Annotated in this window: 12 protein-coding genes; 8 read left to right on the top strand and 4 right to left on the bottom strand. The window is 41.3% G+C overall.

The features are described from left to right. Nucleotides 1-298 precede the first annotated feature (298 nt). A complete protein-coding gene (locus tag KZA12_RS03700; protein ID WP_201621755.1) occupies nucleotides 299-1,159 on the bottom strand; it encodes a DsbC family protein in 861 nt (286 codons plus the stop codon). Nucleotides 1,160-1,921: 762 nt separating this feature from the next. Between KZA12_RS03700 and KZA12_RS03695 the strand changes: the two genes are divergently transcribed. Continuing rightward, complete coding sequence (locus KZA12_RS03695) at nucleotides 1,922-2,842, top strand: DUF808 domain-containing protein (protein WP_201621756.1); 921 nt, start codon at nucleotides 1,922-1,924, stop codon at nucleotides 2,840-2,842. A 203-nt stretch (nucleotides 2,843-3,045) separates the two neighbouring features. On the opposite strand, the gene KZA12_RS03690 is transcribed toward KZA12_RS03695, so the two are convergent. Beyond that, nucleotides 3,046-7,470, bottom strand: a complete 4,425-nt coding sequence (locus KZA12_RS03690; protein WP_218689268.1) for an Rne/Rng family ribonuclease — start codon at nucleotides 7,468-7,470, stop codon at nucleotides 3,046-3,048. Between the two features lie 1,185 nt (nucleotides 7,471-8,655). Between KZA12_RS03690 and KZA12_RS03685 the strand changes: the two genes are divergently transcribed. After that, nucleotides 8,656-9,666 carry an RluA family pseudouridine synthase gene (locus tag KZA12_RS03685; RefSeq protein WP_201621758.1) on the top strand — a complete coding sequence of 337 codons (1,011 nt, stop codon included), beginning with the start codon at nucleotides 8,656-8,658 and terminating at the stop codon, nucleotides 9,664-9,666. Nucleotides 9,667-9,857: 191 nt separating this feature from the next. Beyond that, entirely contained in the window at nucleotides 9,858-10,604 is a 747-nt protein-coding gene (locus KZA12_RS03680; RefSeq protein WP_218689267.1) for an HAD family hydrolase, read from the top strand. 162 nt (nucleotides 10,605-10,766) lie between these two features. Here KZA12_RS03680 and yihA read toward each other — a convergent pair whose 3' ends face one another. Beyond that, nucleotides 10,767-11,561 (bottom strand): ribosome biogenesis GTP-binding protein YihA/YsxC, encoded by a 795-nt coding sequence (gene yihA, locus KZA12_RS03675; protein WP_256932813.1) that lies wholly within the window; start codon nucleotides 11,559-11,561, stop codon nucleotides 10,767-10,769. 462 nt (nucleotides 11,562-12,023) lie between these two features. Here yihA and KZA12_RS03670 point away from each other — a divergent pair, with 462 nt between their 5' ends. From KZA12_RS03670 to KZA12_RS03655, 4 genes are all read left to right on the top strand, one after another. Then, nucleotides 12,024-12,374 (top strand): c-type cytochrome, encoded by a 351-nt coding sequence (locus tag KZA12_RS03670; RefSeq protein WP_201621760.1) that lies wholly within the window; start codon nucleotides 12,024-12,026, stop codon nucleotides 12,372-12,374. A 256-nt stretch (nucleotides 12,375-12,630) separates the two neighbouring features. Further along, a complete protein-coding gene (locus KZA12_RS03665; RefSeq protein WP_201621761.1) occupies nucleotides 12,631-13,299 on the top strand; it encodes a cytochrome c in 669 nt (222 codons plus the stop codon). A gap of 348 nt (nucleotides 13,300-13,647) precedes the next feature. Continuing rightward, nucleotides 13,648-14,787, top strand: a complete 1,140-nt coding sequence (locus KZA12_RS03660; RefSeq protein WP_218689266.1) for a hypothetical protein — start codon at nucleotides 13,648-13,650, stop codon at nucleotides 14,785-14,787. Then, nucleotides 14,775-15,146, top strand: coding sequence for an RnfH family protein (locus tag KZA12_RS03655; protein WP_373416576.1), 372 nt, complete (start codon nucleotides 14,775-14,777; stop codon nucleotides 15,144-15,146). The genes KZA12_RS03660 and KZA12_RS03655 overlap by 13 nt, the downstream gene beginning before the upstream one ends. 172 nt (nucleotides 15,147-15,318) lie before the next feature. Here KZA12_RS03655 and KZA12_RS03650 read toward each other — a convergent pair whose 3' ends face one another. Then, entirely contained in the window at nucleotides 15,319-15,744 is a 426-nt protein-coding gene (locus KZA12_RS03650) for an outer membrane protein assembly factor BamE (RefSeq protein WP_218689265.1), read from the bottom strand. Nucleotides 15,745-16,092: 348 nt separating this feature from the next. Between KZA12_RS03650 and fur the strand changes: the two genes are divergently transcribed. Further along, entirely contained in the window at nucleotides 16,093-16,524 is a 432-nt protein-coding gene (fur, locus tag KZA12_RS03645) for a ferric iron uptake transcriptional regulator (protein WP_201621764.1), read from the top strand. Nucleotides 16,525-16,724: the final 200 nt, after the last annotated feature.

Genomic DNA, 16,724 nt, shown 5'->3' with positions numbered 1-16,724 from the left:
GGAAGTGGAGTCAATAATTAGGCTGATTAACGCTTAGACCCCTAATAATTAGGGTGCAAAGGTAGTAACAGCTTAGTTTTTATAGCTTAATGTTAACAGTTGTATTGTTATAGCTCTATACTGATAATAGCATGCTTAGTAACAAGCTGATCGGCATCTTGCTTTATCGTATCATATCGCCAAGCATCTGCAATCACTAAAGCGTTGCTAGAATAAAGGGTCAGTAGATAAGGTATCGACTAACCCCTAAAAGCTTACATTTGATAGCTTTTGAGTAATACTTTTCAACTAATGCTTTTTAGCTAATGCCAAGTGCTTGTGCCAGTTGCGCTGCTGGTAGATAACCACCAACTTGCTCGCCCGTTTCAGTAAATACCGCAGGGGTCCCACGTACACCGAGCGCTGCCCCTAAGGCCAGCTGCTGTTCAACAGGGTTTTTACAACTAGGCCCTTGCACACTAGCGCCCATCTTTGCTTGATCCATAGCGGCATTACGATCTTCACTACACCAAATGGCTTCCATTTTAGGGATAGTTTCTTGACTGCGAGGCCAAGCTAAATAACGCACTTCTATACCACGTGCATTGATATCAGCCATCTCTTCATGCATTTTACGGCAGTAGCCACAATCGGCATCAGTAAAGGCATAGAGCACAGATTTAGTTTTGCCTACTGCTGGGTAGATAATCATGTCTTTTTTATCGACTGCTGTCAGAGCTTGTTTAGCGGTAGCAGCTACTAGAGCAGCACTGATATCTACGGGTGTTTGCTGACCCACAGCAATAATTTGACCTTGAATAATATGTTTACCTGACTTATCGGCAAAAAATGGTGGAACCCCTTCACCGGTTACCCAGTAAATACCTGGCATATCAGTAGGTACTGCGGAGATAATTTTTTCTTCAATCCCAGAAGCTTTTAGGTTGGTCTGTAATGCTGTCACTACGGCAGGATCACTGGCTTTTGCAACGTTGCTAGCATTTTGAGTGGTTGGGGCGGCATCAATAGTAGCGCTATTATTATTAGTAGCGTCAGCCTCTTTATTTGAACAACCTACTGCAGCAATGACTAATAGCGTACTCATCATCGCCTGCGTCAGTTTACTACGAGAGAGCTTCTGAGTAGTTGAGTGGGCTTTAGTAGCTGAAAATAGGGACATAAGAGGTTTCCTGTAGGCCAAGTGCCTATATATGATATAAAAAACGTGATATAAAAAACTATCATACAAAAAAATAATATGACATAAAAAGTAAAGCAGATAATACTAGCGATAAAACGCTAAGCTAAAATCTAGTAAGGAGGATTAAACTTGCACAAGTAGTTACTGCTGATAGCTACTGATTTATCAAAGCTGTGCTCTAGTCTAAGCAAAAATCGTAGGTACGAGGACAAGACTATTGTTGCCGTCAGCTACTATAAAATCAGTGTCTAAAAAAAGTCTCTATTAACAGAGTATAAGTGTTGTGGTCACTTTCTTACCCGCACTTAAACTAAAAATAGTTAGCTGGCAATAGCGTTGTACTTATTCGGCATAACTTTTGCACATGTTTGCATATGATGGTTATTAGCGAAATAATAAAACATTGTATATTAACATATTTTTTAAAATAGCAGCCAAGCACATCCTGTAGCACCAGCTAAGGTTGTCATAAGCTAGATGAGCACTAATTAAATGGCACTAGATACAAGCAAGAAGAAACATAGCCATAAAAATAAAATACATTGTTACTGTTTAATATAAGCGTCGCTATAGGTAGTCTACTGATAATAAACAGTCTGTATTCGCTAAGCTTACTATTATAACTATCGTCACTAACAGCATTATTGCCAAATGATTGCAAAAGCTGGGCCTAAGGTTATAGCAGCTATGCAGGCTACTCGTAAACAATATATCCAAATCACTCTCAATTAAGGAATATCTATGGCAGGTGCTAGTTTATTAATGCTGCTCGATGACATCAGTGTAATATTAGATGATGTTTCGGTCATGACTAAAGTTGCTGCTAAAAAGACTGCAGGGGTATTAGGCGATGATTTAGCACTCAACGCTGAACAAGTCACTGGAGTCAAAGCAGATCGTGAGCTACCGGTTGTTTGGGCAGTAGCAAAAGGCTCATTCATCAATAAGCTAATATTAGTGCCAGCAGCGTTATTGATCAGCACTATATATCCCCCATTAGTGACTTTTTTATTGATGTGTGGTGGATTATATTTAGCTTATGAGGGAGCGGAAAAAGTTATTCATAGGTTTTGGCCACATATTCTACCGCATGATGAAGAGCAGAATGCACGTCGACAAGCTAATGCCGATGACACTATAGATTTGGTAGCTTTTGAAAAGCAAAAAATAAAAGGTGCAGTACGTACTGACTTTGTTCTCTCAGCAGAAATTATTGTCATTACCTTAGGGGCGGCGGCTGGTGCAAATTTATTAACCAAAACCTTAGTACTATCTATTGTAGCGATTTTAATCACTATTGGGGTTTATGGACTAGTTGCAGGTATCGTCAAGATAGATGATTTAGGCCTTTATCTCAAAAAACAGAGCAGTAATATTAAACAAAAAATCGGTGATTTTTTATTAGCAGCAGCGCCAAAGCTAATGAAGTTCTTATCTATTGCTGGTACTTTAGCGATGTTCTTAGTAGGCGGTGGGATCTTAGTTCACGGTATAGGATTTTTGCATCATGGCGTAGAAGATATTGCTCATTTAACTGGAGTATTCGAAACAGTAACTACTACTTTACTTAATGGTTTAGTCGGCTTAATAGTAGGGGTGATAGTAGTCGCTATTGTTACTATTATTGGCAAGATACGCGGTGGCAAATCAGCTGCTCACTAAAGCTAAAAGTAACCGTTATGAGGATAGCTAGGGCACTTTGAGGTTACCAGAGTGTGCTATCAATAGTTATAAATAAGCAATGATAACTAAGATGAGTAACGCTGTACAGTCTATCGTATAGCATATAAAAAGCCCCGAAACTATTGAGTTTCGGGGCTTTTTCTTGCGTACGTTTAGGATCTGCTAATAATGAGTACTAGTTATTAACTCTCACTATCTGACTCATCAGTCTCTGCTTTCTCAGCTTGTGTAGGCTTCTTATGCTCAGTCTTAGGTTTACGAGTGCGAGCCTTTGGTACTTTTGCCGTAGTCAAATTAAACATGCCTGTTTGTGGCAGTAATTGCTCAGCCACATTCTCAATCATGTTCTTATAGCTAGCAATAGTGGTTTTTGACTTGCTGGCTTGGCTATCCTCTTTTACCGATAGCTCTGGTGAAGAGCCTTCAGCTGGTGAAGAGCCCTCAGCTGGTAAATAGCCCTCAGCTGGTAAAGAGCCTTCAGCTGGTAAAGAGCCTTCAGCTGGCAAAGCGTTTGCAGAAGCATCCGATAATTCAGCATCCAGTGATTCATGACTTGCAGTCTTTAAGTTAGCATCAGCTTGTAGGAGTTGCTCGCTTTCAGTACTAACATCTTCGGCTTGTGCGGCGCCAGTTAATGCAGTTGCAGTAACTTGATGGGCATCTACGGCTTCAACAGCTGATGAGTCTACATTTTCAACTTGCTCAGCTTCAGCACTATCTTGTGGCTGAGCCTGCTGTGGCTGAAAACTAGGATGCTGACCACGTGGATCATTACTAGCACGCGCAGTCACTGCCTTTGGCTGTACAGAAGTTTTACCTTGCTCCATTGCAAACTGACTAGCAGCGGCCGTCATAGATTTAAAGCTAGTCACATAATCTGCTGTCAAAGGTTGATAACCGTAGTTGCTAAAATTAAAGCTACTATCACTGTCATCCGCTTTAGCGCTATGCGCATCCTCAGTCACAACATTTGCGCTCTGTACTTGAGCGGTTGCTTGGTGCTTATACTCAGCAATAGCAGCGATGAAACAGTTAATTACTCCTTCATCAGCTAAACGGGTTTGGCCGTCGGCTAGAGTAGCGCGGATAAAATCGCCAACCGTACCACGAATAGCTGGCTTATCTGCGCTTGGCGCTACTGGCTGCTCAGCTACTGCTGGATTTTTGCCTTGTAGTTGTTGTGCCTGAATAATACGAGGATCATTACTGGCTTTGCCAAACTTATTAGCCGTCACATAGCGCTTAGCGAACAAGGCCTCATGAGTCAGCTCAATAGCTGGCTTCTCAGCAACGTCAGTTGCTTTGCTTGCAGGCTCTTCAATAGCTTTAGCTTCTGTAGCTTCAGACGCTTCGCTTTTTGTAACTACGCTTTGTGTGACAGGAGTGTCAGCTTGCGGAGTTTCAGTAGAGACTACTGGTGTTGAGACTGCTTCAGTTAGCGCTTGACTATCGGTATTGGCAGTACTGGCAGTATTAGCAATATTGTCACTAGGCTGCGAGCTATGCTTAGGTTGAGTCGTTGTAGTTTCTGGCGGCGCTACTGGTTCGCTGCTAGCTTGCTGAACATTGTCTTGAGCTAGTTGATCTTCGCTAGAGTCAGCTTGGGTTTGATCGATAGCAGCTGATTGATGTGCTGTATCCGTATCGACATCAGTATCGATACTATTAACAATATCAGTATCAACATCAGTATCGATACTATTAACAATATTAGTATTAATATTATTGTCAATATTGCTATCTGTATCAGCACCTTTATCATTGCTAGACTGAGTATTACCAGATTTGGCATTATCAGACTCATTGCGCGGTTTCGCTTCACTAGGTGAGGTAGTTTTATTATCTTTGGCTACTTCAACTATTTTAGCGGCAGGCTCAGCATTTTGCGGCGCAGCAGACTTATGATTCATTCGTGTAGATTTGCTGTCGTCTAAAGACAAATGCACTACTTCCGGCGATTTAAGTTTTGCTGGTGCTTCGTTTACTTGCAGCACAACCTCGTTTGGATTCTGATTACGACGCGCAGCAGCCGATTGACTATTACGATTGTCATTAGCGGTTTGCTTGCCATCATTGTTAGTGCTGGCAGTAGTCAAAGTCTCATTGCGTTCAAGAGTACCGCGTGAGCTACGTTGACTGTGTGGCTTACGTTTAGCACGAGCTTGCTCATCAGAGGCGGTAGTACTGTCTTTGCGCTCAGAATTAGTATCGGCATCAGTGCTACGGTCTTGACGATTGCTGTCTTGACGATTGCTGTCTTGACGATTGCTGTCTTGACGATTATTGCGATTACGATCGTTTGGACGTCTATTTTCAGAGCGTTGACTGTCATTACGCTGGTCTTGATCATTAGACGATTTAGTATCGTTGTCACTGTCATTAGCAGCATCGCTATCGCTAATTGTACTATCTAGTGCATCGTTATCGTCGCGCTGCTCTCTTCTTTGACGTGGCTTTGATGATCTAGATTTGCGTGACTTGCGTCTTCTTTTGTCATCGCTGCTCTCATCAGTGTCACCCTCATTATTGCGAGTGCTTGGCTTACGAGTATTATCTGATGGCTGCTCATCATTATTATTTTGGCTAGCATCTGGTTGAGTGGCTACTGAACCTTGAGCAGGCGTCAGCACACTGCTATCAACTTGGCCAAATGAGCCTAAACTTTTGGCCCCAGTATTCACTAAGGTTTCGATAGCTTCAGCAGCATCACGACTGCTGACACTACTAGTGGTTTGCGCTTGTGGTGCTTGAGCGAACAGATTAGATAACCAAGCAACGGCCTGTGGCTGTGCTGGAGTAACAGGGTTTTGAGCCGCTACTGCTACTGCTGCAACTTGAACGTTAGTCGACACAGCAGAATCCTGCTGAGCGTTAGTAGGCATCGTAGCAGTAGTATTATTGTTTTTACTATTATTACGATGCTCATTGCTATGGCTAACCGTACTAGCATTTTGCCCACTTTGCTGAGGGCTAGTAGCAGGGCTGTTTGGGCTAGCGTTTTTACTATCGCTGTTTCTTAACGGCTGACGAGTGGGTTGCTGTTCAGGGCGCTCTTTTTCAGCCGTTTGCCAATCAACATTATAGCCAAGATCGCTATGCTCTTGCTGCTGAGTGTCAGTGATACGCTCGTAACTCGATGGGGCAAAGCCATCACGGTTGAAGTGTAGCTTGAAATTGGGTGACTCAAGGTGAGCATGCGGCAAGATAGTAATACGCGTGCCGCTGTCCTGCTCAAGATAAACTAAGCTGTCGCGCTTTTCGTTTAGCAAAAACGCAGCAATATCAGTCGGCACTTCAGCTTGTACTTCGCCTTGACGTTCTTTTAGGGCAATCTGTTCAATCTGACGCATGATAGATAGCGATAGCGAACGCAAGTCGCGAATCATGCCATTACCATGACAACGAGGACAGATATAGCCAGTAGACTCTTCTAATGAAGGGCGTAGGCGCTGACGACTCATTTCCATCAAACCGAACTTAGAGATGTCGCCAAATTGTACTCGTGCTCGGTCGTATTTAGTGGCATCTATCAGGCGTTTTTCAACTTCTTTTTGATGCTTGTTGTCATTCATGTCAATAAAATCAATAACAATCAAGCCACCCATATCACGCAAGCGCAGCTGACGAGCGATCTCATCAGCGGCTTCTAGGTTAGTATGGTAAGCGGTTTCAGCGACATCTGAGCCTTTAGTTGACTTAGCAGAGTTGATATCGATAGACACCAAAGCTTCCGTTTGATCAATGACGATTGAGCCACCAGAGGGCAGACGAACTTCACGCTGATAAGCGGTTTCGATTTGCTTTTCGATATTGAAACGCGAAAACATCGGCTCATAGTCAGTATATTTGCGTAGTTTTTCAGCTTGTTTAGGCATTACCGCATCGATGAAACCAGCTGCTTCAATATAAGCGTTTTCATTATCGATCCAGATCTCAGCGATGTCATCACGCAGATAATCGCGCACAGCACGAGTAACTACGCCTGCTTCTTGATGCACTAAACGTGGTGAAGGATATTTTTGATTTTGCTCTTGAATGGCTTGCCAAATGTTTAATAGATGGTTTAGATCGTGTTGTAAGTCTTCTTGAGTTTTGCCAATACCAGCAGTACGAATGATGACACTCATACCTTTTTCTAAATCAAGACTGCCTAGCATACGCTTCATGTCTTCACGAAGTTTGCCAGAGATTTGACGTGATATGCCACCACCACGAGGGTTATTAGGCATTAATACTAGATAACGACCAGCGAGTGAAACATAAGTTGATAGGGCAGCGCCTTTATTGCCACGCTCTTCTTTTTCAACTTGTACGATTAGCTCATCGCCTTCTTTGATGAGCTTTTTGATGTTTTCATCACGTGGATTACCGCTCAAGTATTCAGAAGAAATCTCACGAATAGGCAGAAACCCTTGACGCTGTGAGCCATATTCTACAAACACAGCTTCTAGTGAAGGCTCAACACGAGTGACGTGGCCTTTATAAATGTTGGATTTTTTTTGTTCGCGGGTACGGTTTTCTAAGTCAAAATCGTAGAGATGATTGCCTTTACATAAGGCAACACGAATTTCTTCGTTTTGAGTAGCGTTGATCAAAATGCGTTTCATAATAGTATCCTATGAGTACGCAAAACAACGACTAGATTTCTTTGTGGCAGCAGTGGCAAAAAAGGGTAAAGCTGAGAAGGTTACTAATATTTATTGAAAGCTAATAAATAAACTATAGGCTTATCTGTCTGGCCTAGGAATATTGACCTAAAGCTCCGGCATAAACGTAAGTGCTACATGGCAGTGCTGAGCTAAAAGTTCAGCGTAAAATGTCAATAATAACTTACTTAGACGCTCAAGGCTATCTACCCGATTCGACTGGTTTTACCTACTCGCTAGCATAGTGATTTCGTTATTAGCAATGGCTATAAATTAAACAGGGTGTAAGGCTGTTAGCATCTAGTCTTTACAGGACGTTGGCAAATTTTGTAAGTGTTCATACCCGAAGGATAAGGGGCTTACTAGTCAACATCGCTGGTCACTTTTTATCACTATGGTAATAGTAGCCGGTCATCAGTATAAGTTGTAAGCTTATAAGGGCGGTTATAATCCAGTTGTACTTTAGAGCTAAAAGCTCAGAAATAAGTAATAGTATTTATTTATCAATTGGTTCAGTATTACAAAATATTAGTTTTATCTTTAATTAGATCAACACTGTATAAAAATTCAACGGGGCGTACTTGGCAAACAAAATAAAAATCCTAGCCTAGTTAGGGCATAAGTTGTCGATTGTTTAACTATTATTATCTGTTTGACCGTTAATATTTAAGCAACAGCGAAACACTAACCTCAATTTATCATTTTTTGCTCAACTGCGCGTGCCAATCAAAGTTGCAAAAATTGCAGGTCAAGTCGTGGTCATGCGTTTATTGAGTAAATGGTATCAAGTTATCGTTTAACAAATAAGCATATTCGCCTATATTACTAAGTCGAGTGGTCGATTGTTATATAAAGCTATTAGGTATAAATACCCTTTGTCGGGCGGGATTTACATGTCAGTAAGAACCTTGCCCTAAAAATCAGATGAAATGCATAAAGTTAGCAAGAGCCTTACTACTATTAAATATTGATTGCTACTCAGCCTTTATCAGTATTGAAAAATACTAGAATAAAAACTTCAGCAATAAAAATAGTAGTCGACTACAACAATGATTATTGTCGCAACCTCTGCTCAATTGGCATTCAACATGCTAAACTATAGCAAATCTTTATGCAAATACCTAACTAAAAATGACGAACTCCAAAATGACAAATGACGCACCCGTTCACGAAGCTCCTGTTATCTTCAATAGTAAAACTCGTCCCCAAAGCGCTGATGATGAGATTGGCAACTTTGAAAAGGTCAATTACTTAGAAGTGACTCGACATCAGCATGACCAACGTTTAGACAATTTCTTATTGAATCGTCTAAAGGGCTTGCCAAAATCACACATCTATAAAATGATTCGCTCAGATGAGATTCGAGTCAACAATAAGCGTTGTAAAGCGCATGATAGACTGCAGCGTGAAGATGTTGTCCGTATCGCGCCAGTACAGTTGGCGACTCGCGAAAAACCAATCATTAGCGCTGAGTTTGCTAAAAGCCTATTGTCGCGTGTGGTCTATGAAGACGAAGGCTTGTTAGTATTGAATAAACCTTCAGGTATTGCAGTACACGGCGGTAGTGGTCTTGACTTCGGGGTTATCGAAGCCATGCGTGAAGCGACTGGTAAAAAGTACTTAGAACTCGTACATCGTATCGATAAAGATACTTCAGGTCTACTGATGATCTCTAAAAAGCGCTCAGCACTTAAAACTCTGCAACAGCATCTCGTTGACAAGACTATTCAAAAGCACTATTTATGCTTAGCAAAAGGGCAGCCAGTACTTAATGAGCAGCGCATCGATGCGCCATTGCTACGTTATACGCTTGCTAGTGGTGAGCGCCGAGTCAAAGTGGATGCTCAGGACCCACAAGCCAAAGAAAGCCAAACTGATATCGTAGTACACAGTCGCTTTATGCATCTTAATCAGGCAATAAGTCTGATAGAAGCCAAACCATTAACTGGCCGCACTCATCAGATTCGTGTGCATTTGGCGCATATTGGTCATGCTATCTTAGGCGATGATAAGTATCACGTACATGATAAGTCTGGCGTGCATCGTTTATGCTTACATGCTTGGCGCTTAGATATCCCAGGTTATGAGACTATCACCGCTCCGCTACCTGAAGATATCGCTGCACTATTGCCAAAAGGGACTGAATTGCCCAAATAAGTGACTAACCTTTCTGATAAGACATTAAAGCCAAGCTACTAGCTTGGCTTTAAATATTGGTTTAGCTGAGTTTGTTATCGGTATTTTGTCATTGTTAATTGAGCACGGGTCAGTTTATCACTGTTAGTCGCTAACAGCGTCCTGCAACATTATCCTTTCATGGTGCTAACCCTATTTATTAAGGTCTGTTTATGAGCGAAGCTACAGCCAATCCTACAGCAACGGCTACTGCTGCTACTTCAACACAAACTTTTTTACAGCCACTTGCTAGTGCCCCATCAGCTGCTGATTGCTTAGCAAGCAAAAAACTTATTATCTTTGACTGGGATGGCACCTTGATGGACTCCATAGGTCTAATCGTCGAGTCGATGCATATTGCTGGCGAGACTCATGGATTTGTTACTACTGATAAACAAGTGCAAGATATCATTGGTTTAAGCTTAGTCATAGGCATCGATATTCTGTATCCTAGCGCAACGGCTGCACAGAAGCTAGCCATTCAAGATAGCTATAGCGAGCATTACATCGCTAACAGTCACTGTACGCCGTTTTTTCCTCAAATCGAGGCGATGTTGCAAACCCTACGACAGCAAGGTAAGCAGCTAGCCGTAGCTACTGGCAAAAAGCGTCGCGGCTTAGACCGAGTATTGAGCGCTACTAACAGCCACGATTATTTTGTGGTCACCCGCTGTGCTGATGAATCTGGCTCTAAACCCGATCCTAAGATGCTGATTGAAATTTTGCATGATACGCAGCAGCAAGTATCTGATGCGGTATATATTGGTGACAGTATTTATGATATTCAAATGGCCAATCAGTTGGGGATGACTAGTATTGCGGTTGACTACGGCTCAGCTACTAGTCACGAGCTTGCTGCCCAGCAACCGACTTATCAAGTCACTACGCCACAAGCTTTGGTTAAGTTGTTAGGGGCTTAAAGTGGTTAGCGGTTAAAGTGTTACCATAAGCTATACTCAATAAAAAAGGGTTTATCGTGATTAGCGATAAACCCTTTTTATTTTTTAATAAGGCTATGCGTAGCAACTGCTAAATAATCTGTACTACAGCCTAATTAACAACCGTAAATAAAAATTATTTATCTATTTATCTGTTGACTGTTCGGTGGTTACTGTAGGTATTTCTAAAGCTTGCGCTTCTAATTCAGCCTCTAATGCCGCATTGAGCGACGCCAGATCAGTTTGCTGGTTAAAGCCTGATGCCGATACTTTTTCATCGGTAAGTTTATAGTCATACCAATTACCCATGACGCCAGCCAATTCATCTAAACCTTCTTTTCTAAGAGCTGAAAACAACTGAGTAGTACAGTCTAGGCCTAATTTTTTTAGCTGCTTACGCGTATTGAGAAGCGCATTTTTAGAGGCTCCGTACTTTAGCTTGTCCGCTTTAGTGAGTAAAATATGGACTGGTAGCTCACCTTCTTTGGCCCAATGCAGCATTTGCTCGTCATAAAACTTTAGAGGATGACGAATATCTGTTAATAGCACTAATCCAGCTAGGCTTGAGCGTGATACTAGATATTCCTCCAGCTCCACTTGCCACTCTTTTTTCATCTCTAGTGGTACCGCAGCATAGCCATAGCCTGGAAGATCGACTAGGCGTCTATCAGTATCGCCTATACTGAAAAAGTTGATCATCTGAGTACGACCAGGGGTCTTTGATGAGCGTGCCAACTGACGTTGATTGGTTAGAGCATTGATTGCTGATGATTTACCAGCGTTTGAGCGTCCAGCGAAGGCCACTTCAAAACCTGCATCGGGTGGACACAGACGAAAAGTAGGCGCTGAAGTCATAAACTCAGTTTGTTGTATGCGCTGGCGAGCTTTGGTATTAAATGCCGCATGCTCAGCGACAACATCTTTATACGGGGTACTCATAAAGGGCTCATTAATATATATAAATTCGAAATAAATCTTGGATAAAGGTAAGGGGTAGAGCGCTAGCAAGATAGTGAGTCTCGACATCACAGTATACGTGCCTATCTTTTGATTACTATCTACCTGCCGATCTCAAACTAGCTGCCGATCTAAAAAAAGATATTATAGCAACTGTTAGCGATAACTATCAGTATTTACGGGCAATTTAATAGTAAACTATAATCCAGATAGTTAATAAAAGGTGTAGCCGAAACTGTTGAAATAATAGCTAGGAACACCATATTAGTTATAGCATAACATTAAACGCCATAGGCGCTTATAGAAAGTTCTCAACACCGCTAAACAAAGCAGCACTACATTAAGTTAATATAATTTGTTACAATATAGGCCAAGCCAGTAGATATAAGAGAAGACAGCAATTCGCTGTACCTTTTATCGTTATCCAGCTAAAGGAGGCCTCTTATGCGCCTATTAACTCAATTGACAGCCGCTATCAGTAGCGTTTTAAGCAGTCGCACTTTAACTAGTGGGATAGCCGCTGTTTTATTAACTACAGCAATGGCAACGCCGGTTTCTGCTGCTGATATTGCTACTATCTATAATGATTCTTGCGCAGCTTGTCATAATAGTGGGGCTTTAAACGCTATCAAAAAGGGCGATAGTGTCAAATGGGAGCAGCTCAAGAAACAAAAAGGCATGCCAGCGCTTATCGAGTCAGTAAAAAACGGTATGATTCAAATGCCTGCTGGTGGCTTATGTAATAATTGTAGCGATGAAGATTACAAGCAGTTGATAGAATATATGAGCAAGTGACATTGAAAATGAATATAGATATAAAACTGAATAGGCTAATATATTCCTAAGATTAGGTAAGCAAATATTATAAAGTCTTGCTATAATAATCGTAAATAAACCTTGATGTCAGTAAGTACTTTTGGGTAGTTGATTACTAAGATTAAAAATGTAGCAATTGTTCTATGAGCAATGCTACCTACTATCGTATAGATAGAGTCTTGTTAATGCAATTATGCTAACGGATACTTACGCCAAGTTAGTAGGATTCATATAGATGAAAAAGTTAATCGCTGCCGCCAGCTTATGTATTGCAAGTTTCAGCGTACAAGCTGCTATTACTGTTCCTGAATATGACGCTAATGCAGGTAAACAAATTGTAGAAGCACAATGTGCCGCTTGTCATGGTGTTGACGGAGTAAGTGTAGTTCCGGCTCAACCTAACTTAGGCGGCCAAAATGTAAAGTATCTTTATAAGCAACTAGTCAACTTCAAAGCCGGCTACCGCAAAAACGGTATCATGCAAGCGCAAGTTGCTAACTTGTCTCAGCAAGATCTAGCTAACGTTGCTGGCTACTACACTGAGCAAGCTGCTTGGGGAGTAGGTTTTGCTAACCCAGCTACTGCGCAAGAAGCGACTAAGTTATTCTTAGGTGGCGATAAGTCACGTGGTGTTATTGGTTGTGCGGGTTGTCATGGTCCAGATGCTGCTGGTAATATTTGGGCTGCTTTCCCACGTTTAGGGGGTCAACATGCTCAGTATATTGCAACTCAGCTTAAGCTATTCCGCGCTGCTGGCCGTGAAGATGATGTCGCTAGTGATGATCAAAAGCGCTACAATGATGCCGCTAAAGAAGGTGATAAAGGTATGATGCAAGTAGTAGCTTCGAAGTTGTCGGATCGTGATATCCGCATCCTTGCAGACTATGTCAGTGCTATCCATTAATTCACTACCTAGCACTTGAAAATATTAGCCTTATACCGTAGCTAAATGAGTTCTTCAAATCCTATAGATTATCATTTAGCTACTAAACCCCGATTCCGGGGTTTTTTTATAGCTAGCTGTCTATTATGTGTAACCGCTGAAAGACACAGCTCTACAAATAATGGCTTATAGATACTGCCTTATATAAATGATAAGAGTTTATAATAAGCTGGTATTTCTATTAAGCTAGTACTCCTATATAGCTGTATTTATATATAAGAATAATTATATTTCTATATCAGGACGTATTTGTACCTATTGCAAAGCCTCTAACGCTACTTATTACTTTAGAACGTTTGGATTGAAATTATGATGATCCGTTATGCCTCTTATTTTATAGCTGCACTACTACCGCTATTATTGTTTCGCTGGTTTGCCCCAGCCTCAATTGGTGAAATTGATTTTTGGTTACTATGGTTATTAGCCATGGTGCTAGTATCTCTACCAGTCATTTATGCTGAGGTTGCTTTAGCTTATCGCAGTGCTGAGTCGCCATTAGCAGGCATGCAAAAGCTGACACGTGAAGCTGATGCCAGTTCACTATGGCGAAGCTTTGCCTGGCTTGCAGCTTTAGTATCGATAGTTATTGCAGCACTAGTAGTCTCTGATGCCAGTAACAGGATATTAGCCGCACTCACTGAGCTTAATAGTGTGCCTAATATACCAAGCTTCGCTGTTGGTGCCGGTTTGCTAGTCATCGCCGTCTTGCTAAGCTTGCTTGGAGCAGCTCCTTTACCAATTGGCCTAGGGTTGATGATCATAGGGTTAGCGCTAGGCGTTGCCAATGGCTTGCCTACTATTAGCTTTGCTATGACGGATATTAGCTTAAGCGAATGGGCACGAGCCGTAGCGTTAGCATTAGTGAGTGTAGGTGCTGGTACTGGTCTGTATTGGTTCGGACAGCACTTAGTCAGTAAACAAACGCTATTAACCTCAAGTGCTAACCATAGTGAAGCTGCCACGACAAAAAATCAGTCTACTGCGGTATACCGCGCCACTAAACTAGTATTACCGATTTGGATATTACAGTTGATAGTTGGGGTGATTGCGTTATTTATTAGTGGTCTAAATCTGCCACCAATCGCCCAACTGGTATATGGGCTAGGGGTACTGTTTGTAGTCAGTTATTTGCTACATTATGCCGTACAACAATTATCTTATAAGTTTGGGCTGGTAATTAGCTTGCTATTGACTGTAGGTCTAGGGGTAGTGTTAGTAATAGCCGTACCAACCACTTGGCTAGTAGGATTGTTAGTTATTATTAGCAGCGTAGCGGTATTATTACTTTCAGTATTCGTAGGTTGGCAGATGAAAATTAGTCATCTACGTAAGTCTTTAAACTTCGGTAATGAAGGCTTCTATAACTTATGGCGCATAGCCATTCGTATTTTTGTGCCCTTAGCGCTGATTTTAGCCTTAGTAGGTTGGGTATTACAGTGGATGAGCTAATAGATAATGAGGTGGCAGTGCAGATGCCCTTGCAAACGCTAGTATCTAAGCCAATAACGGTACACTTAGCTTATGCAGAGACGGCACAAATTCAGCATTATCTGAGCTTAGAAGTGAGTAAAGGCACGACAATATATCAGGCGTTGGCACAAGCAGGGTGGTTAACACAGTTTGCTGATTTGGCAGTATGGTGTGAGCAAGTAGCAGCGATTATCACTCCCACTGCCAAGCTATGGCATGTGGGAATTTATGCACAAAAGCAGCCACTCAGCTATCAGTTGCAGGCGCTTGATCGAATTGAGGTTTATAGGAGCTTAAGCACTGACCCTATGGCTCAACGCAAAAATAAGTCTAAATAAAGGCTAACTATACACTTATAGACTGTCAGCAGACAAAACCAAGCACATAAAAAAGCGCTGTTTAAAAAGTAAACAGCGCTTTATGCTAATTAGGGTTTAAGACTGAGTTATTAAAACTGATTTATCACCGCTAATTTATAATCCTAGCTTATCTTGCATTATTCAGCCTGTGTTATTTAACAGGTTGCGGCAAGGTTTCAATACCTTCAATACGATTAACTATACCATTGGCATCAAAATAGACTCGCAAATGCTGGCTAGCATTTTTTATATTAGCAATGCCCTTACGACTGCCTTCCGTACCTGCTTGGAAATCATAAATATAATCCCAACGATTAGGTTCTAGAGTGTCTCTAATGGCAGGGCTGCCTAAGATATAGAGCACTTGGTTCTGATTCATACCTACCTTTACGGTCTGGGCTTGAGTCTGAGTAATAGGGGTTCCTTGCGGCAGATCAATCTTATAAACGCTAAATAGTGAACAGCCTGATAGCGTCACTGTAGCACCAAGGCTCATAGCGATTATAAGTTTGCGTAGCATACGAGCATTAGCAATAGAACGAAGAGATAATGAATTTATCATGGTAAGATGACTCATAAGAAATGGGTTAGGTACGGCCAACAGTTGTTAATACAACCGTTACCGACAATCTTGGACAAATGATACGTGATTTACTTGCAATTGCCTATCACTTACGACATTATTTAATAAGCATTATAGAATAACTATAACTACTAGTACCTTATAATCTTAACAGAATTAAAGCTTTATAAGCTTAAGCTTGTATACTTACAATAGTATTTTCAGATAATTTAAAGCTGTTAAAGCCCAGTTCTTATCCTTTAATGGTTGTTAGCTTTAGCCAATAGCTTGCTTTCATCCGCACTTCTTCATCATTGCAAAAAATTTTTATTTACTGAGACTTTAATAGTCAAGAGAGATACTATGGCTTTTACCAATCAAGATTTACGTAAAGCAGGGCTTAAAGTTACCTTACCCCGTATTAAGATTTTAGAATTATTAGCAAGCGCCGAGCATCACCATATGAGTGCTGAAGAAGTTTATAAAGCACTGATTGGGCAAGGTGAAGATGTGGGTTTAGCCACGGTTTATCGAGTATTAACTCAGTTCGAGCAAGCGGGTATTGTTGAGCGTCATAATTTTGAAAACAATCTTTCTGTGTTCGAGATCACCCAAGACGAGCATCATGACCATTTGGTTTGTGATGTCTGTGGTAAGATTATTGAGTTTCACAACGAAATTATCGAAGAAGAACAGCTGAGAGTGGCAAATGAGCATGGTTTTAAGCTCTCAGGACACTCACTAGTACTGTATGGTATCTGCAATAATCAAGAATGTAAGGATAGCGCCAAGTAAGTCGCAGCATTCAGCTAGCTTTAGAGCTATTCGATGTAGTACTGTGCTACTAATGTCTTATGCTTAGTAGCAAGTGCTTAGTATCGAATGCCTAGTATCGAACACTTAGTATTAAGCATAAGATATTAAGCATAAGATATTAAGTATAAAAAAAGCCTTTATAAATGAAGGCTTTTTTTATTGCCGATAGCTTGAGGATA

The sequence above is a fragment of the Psychrobacter sp. BF1 genome, from assembly GCF_019279065.1.
GTDB classification, from domain to species: domain Bacteria; phylum Pseudomonadota; class Gammaproteobacteria; order Pseudomonadales; family Moraxellaceae; genus Psychrobacter; species Psychrobacter urativorans.
This window is presented reverse-complemented; position numbering and strand designations above follow the sequence as displayed.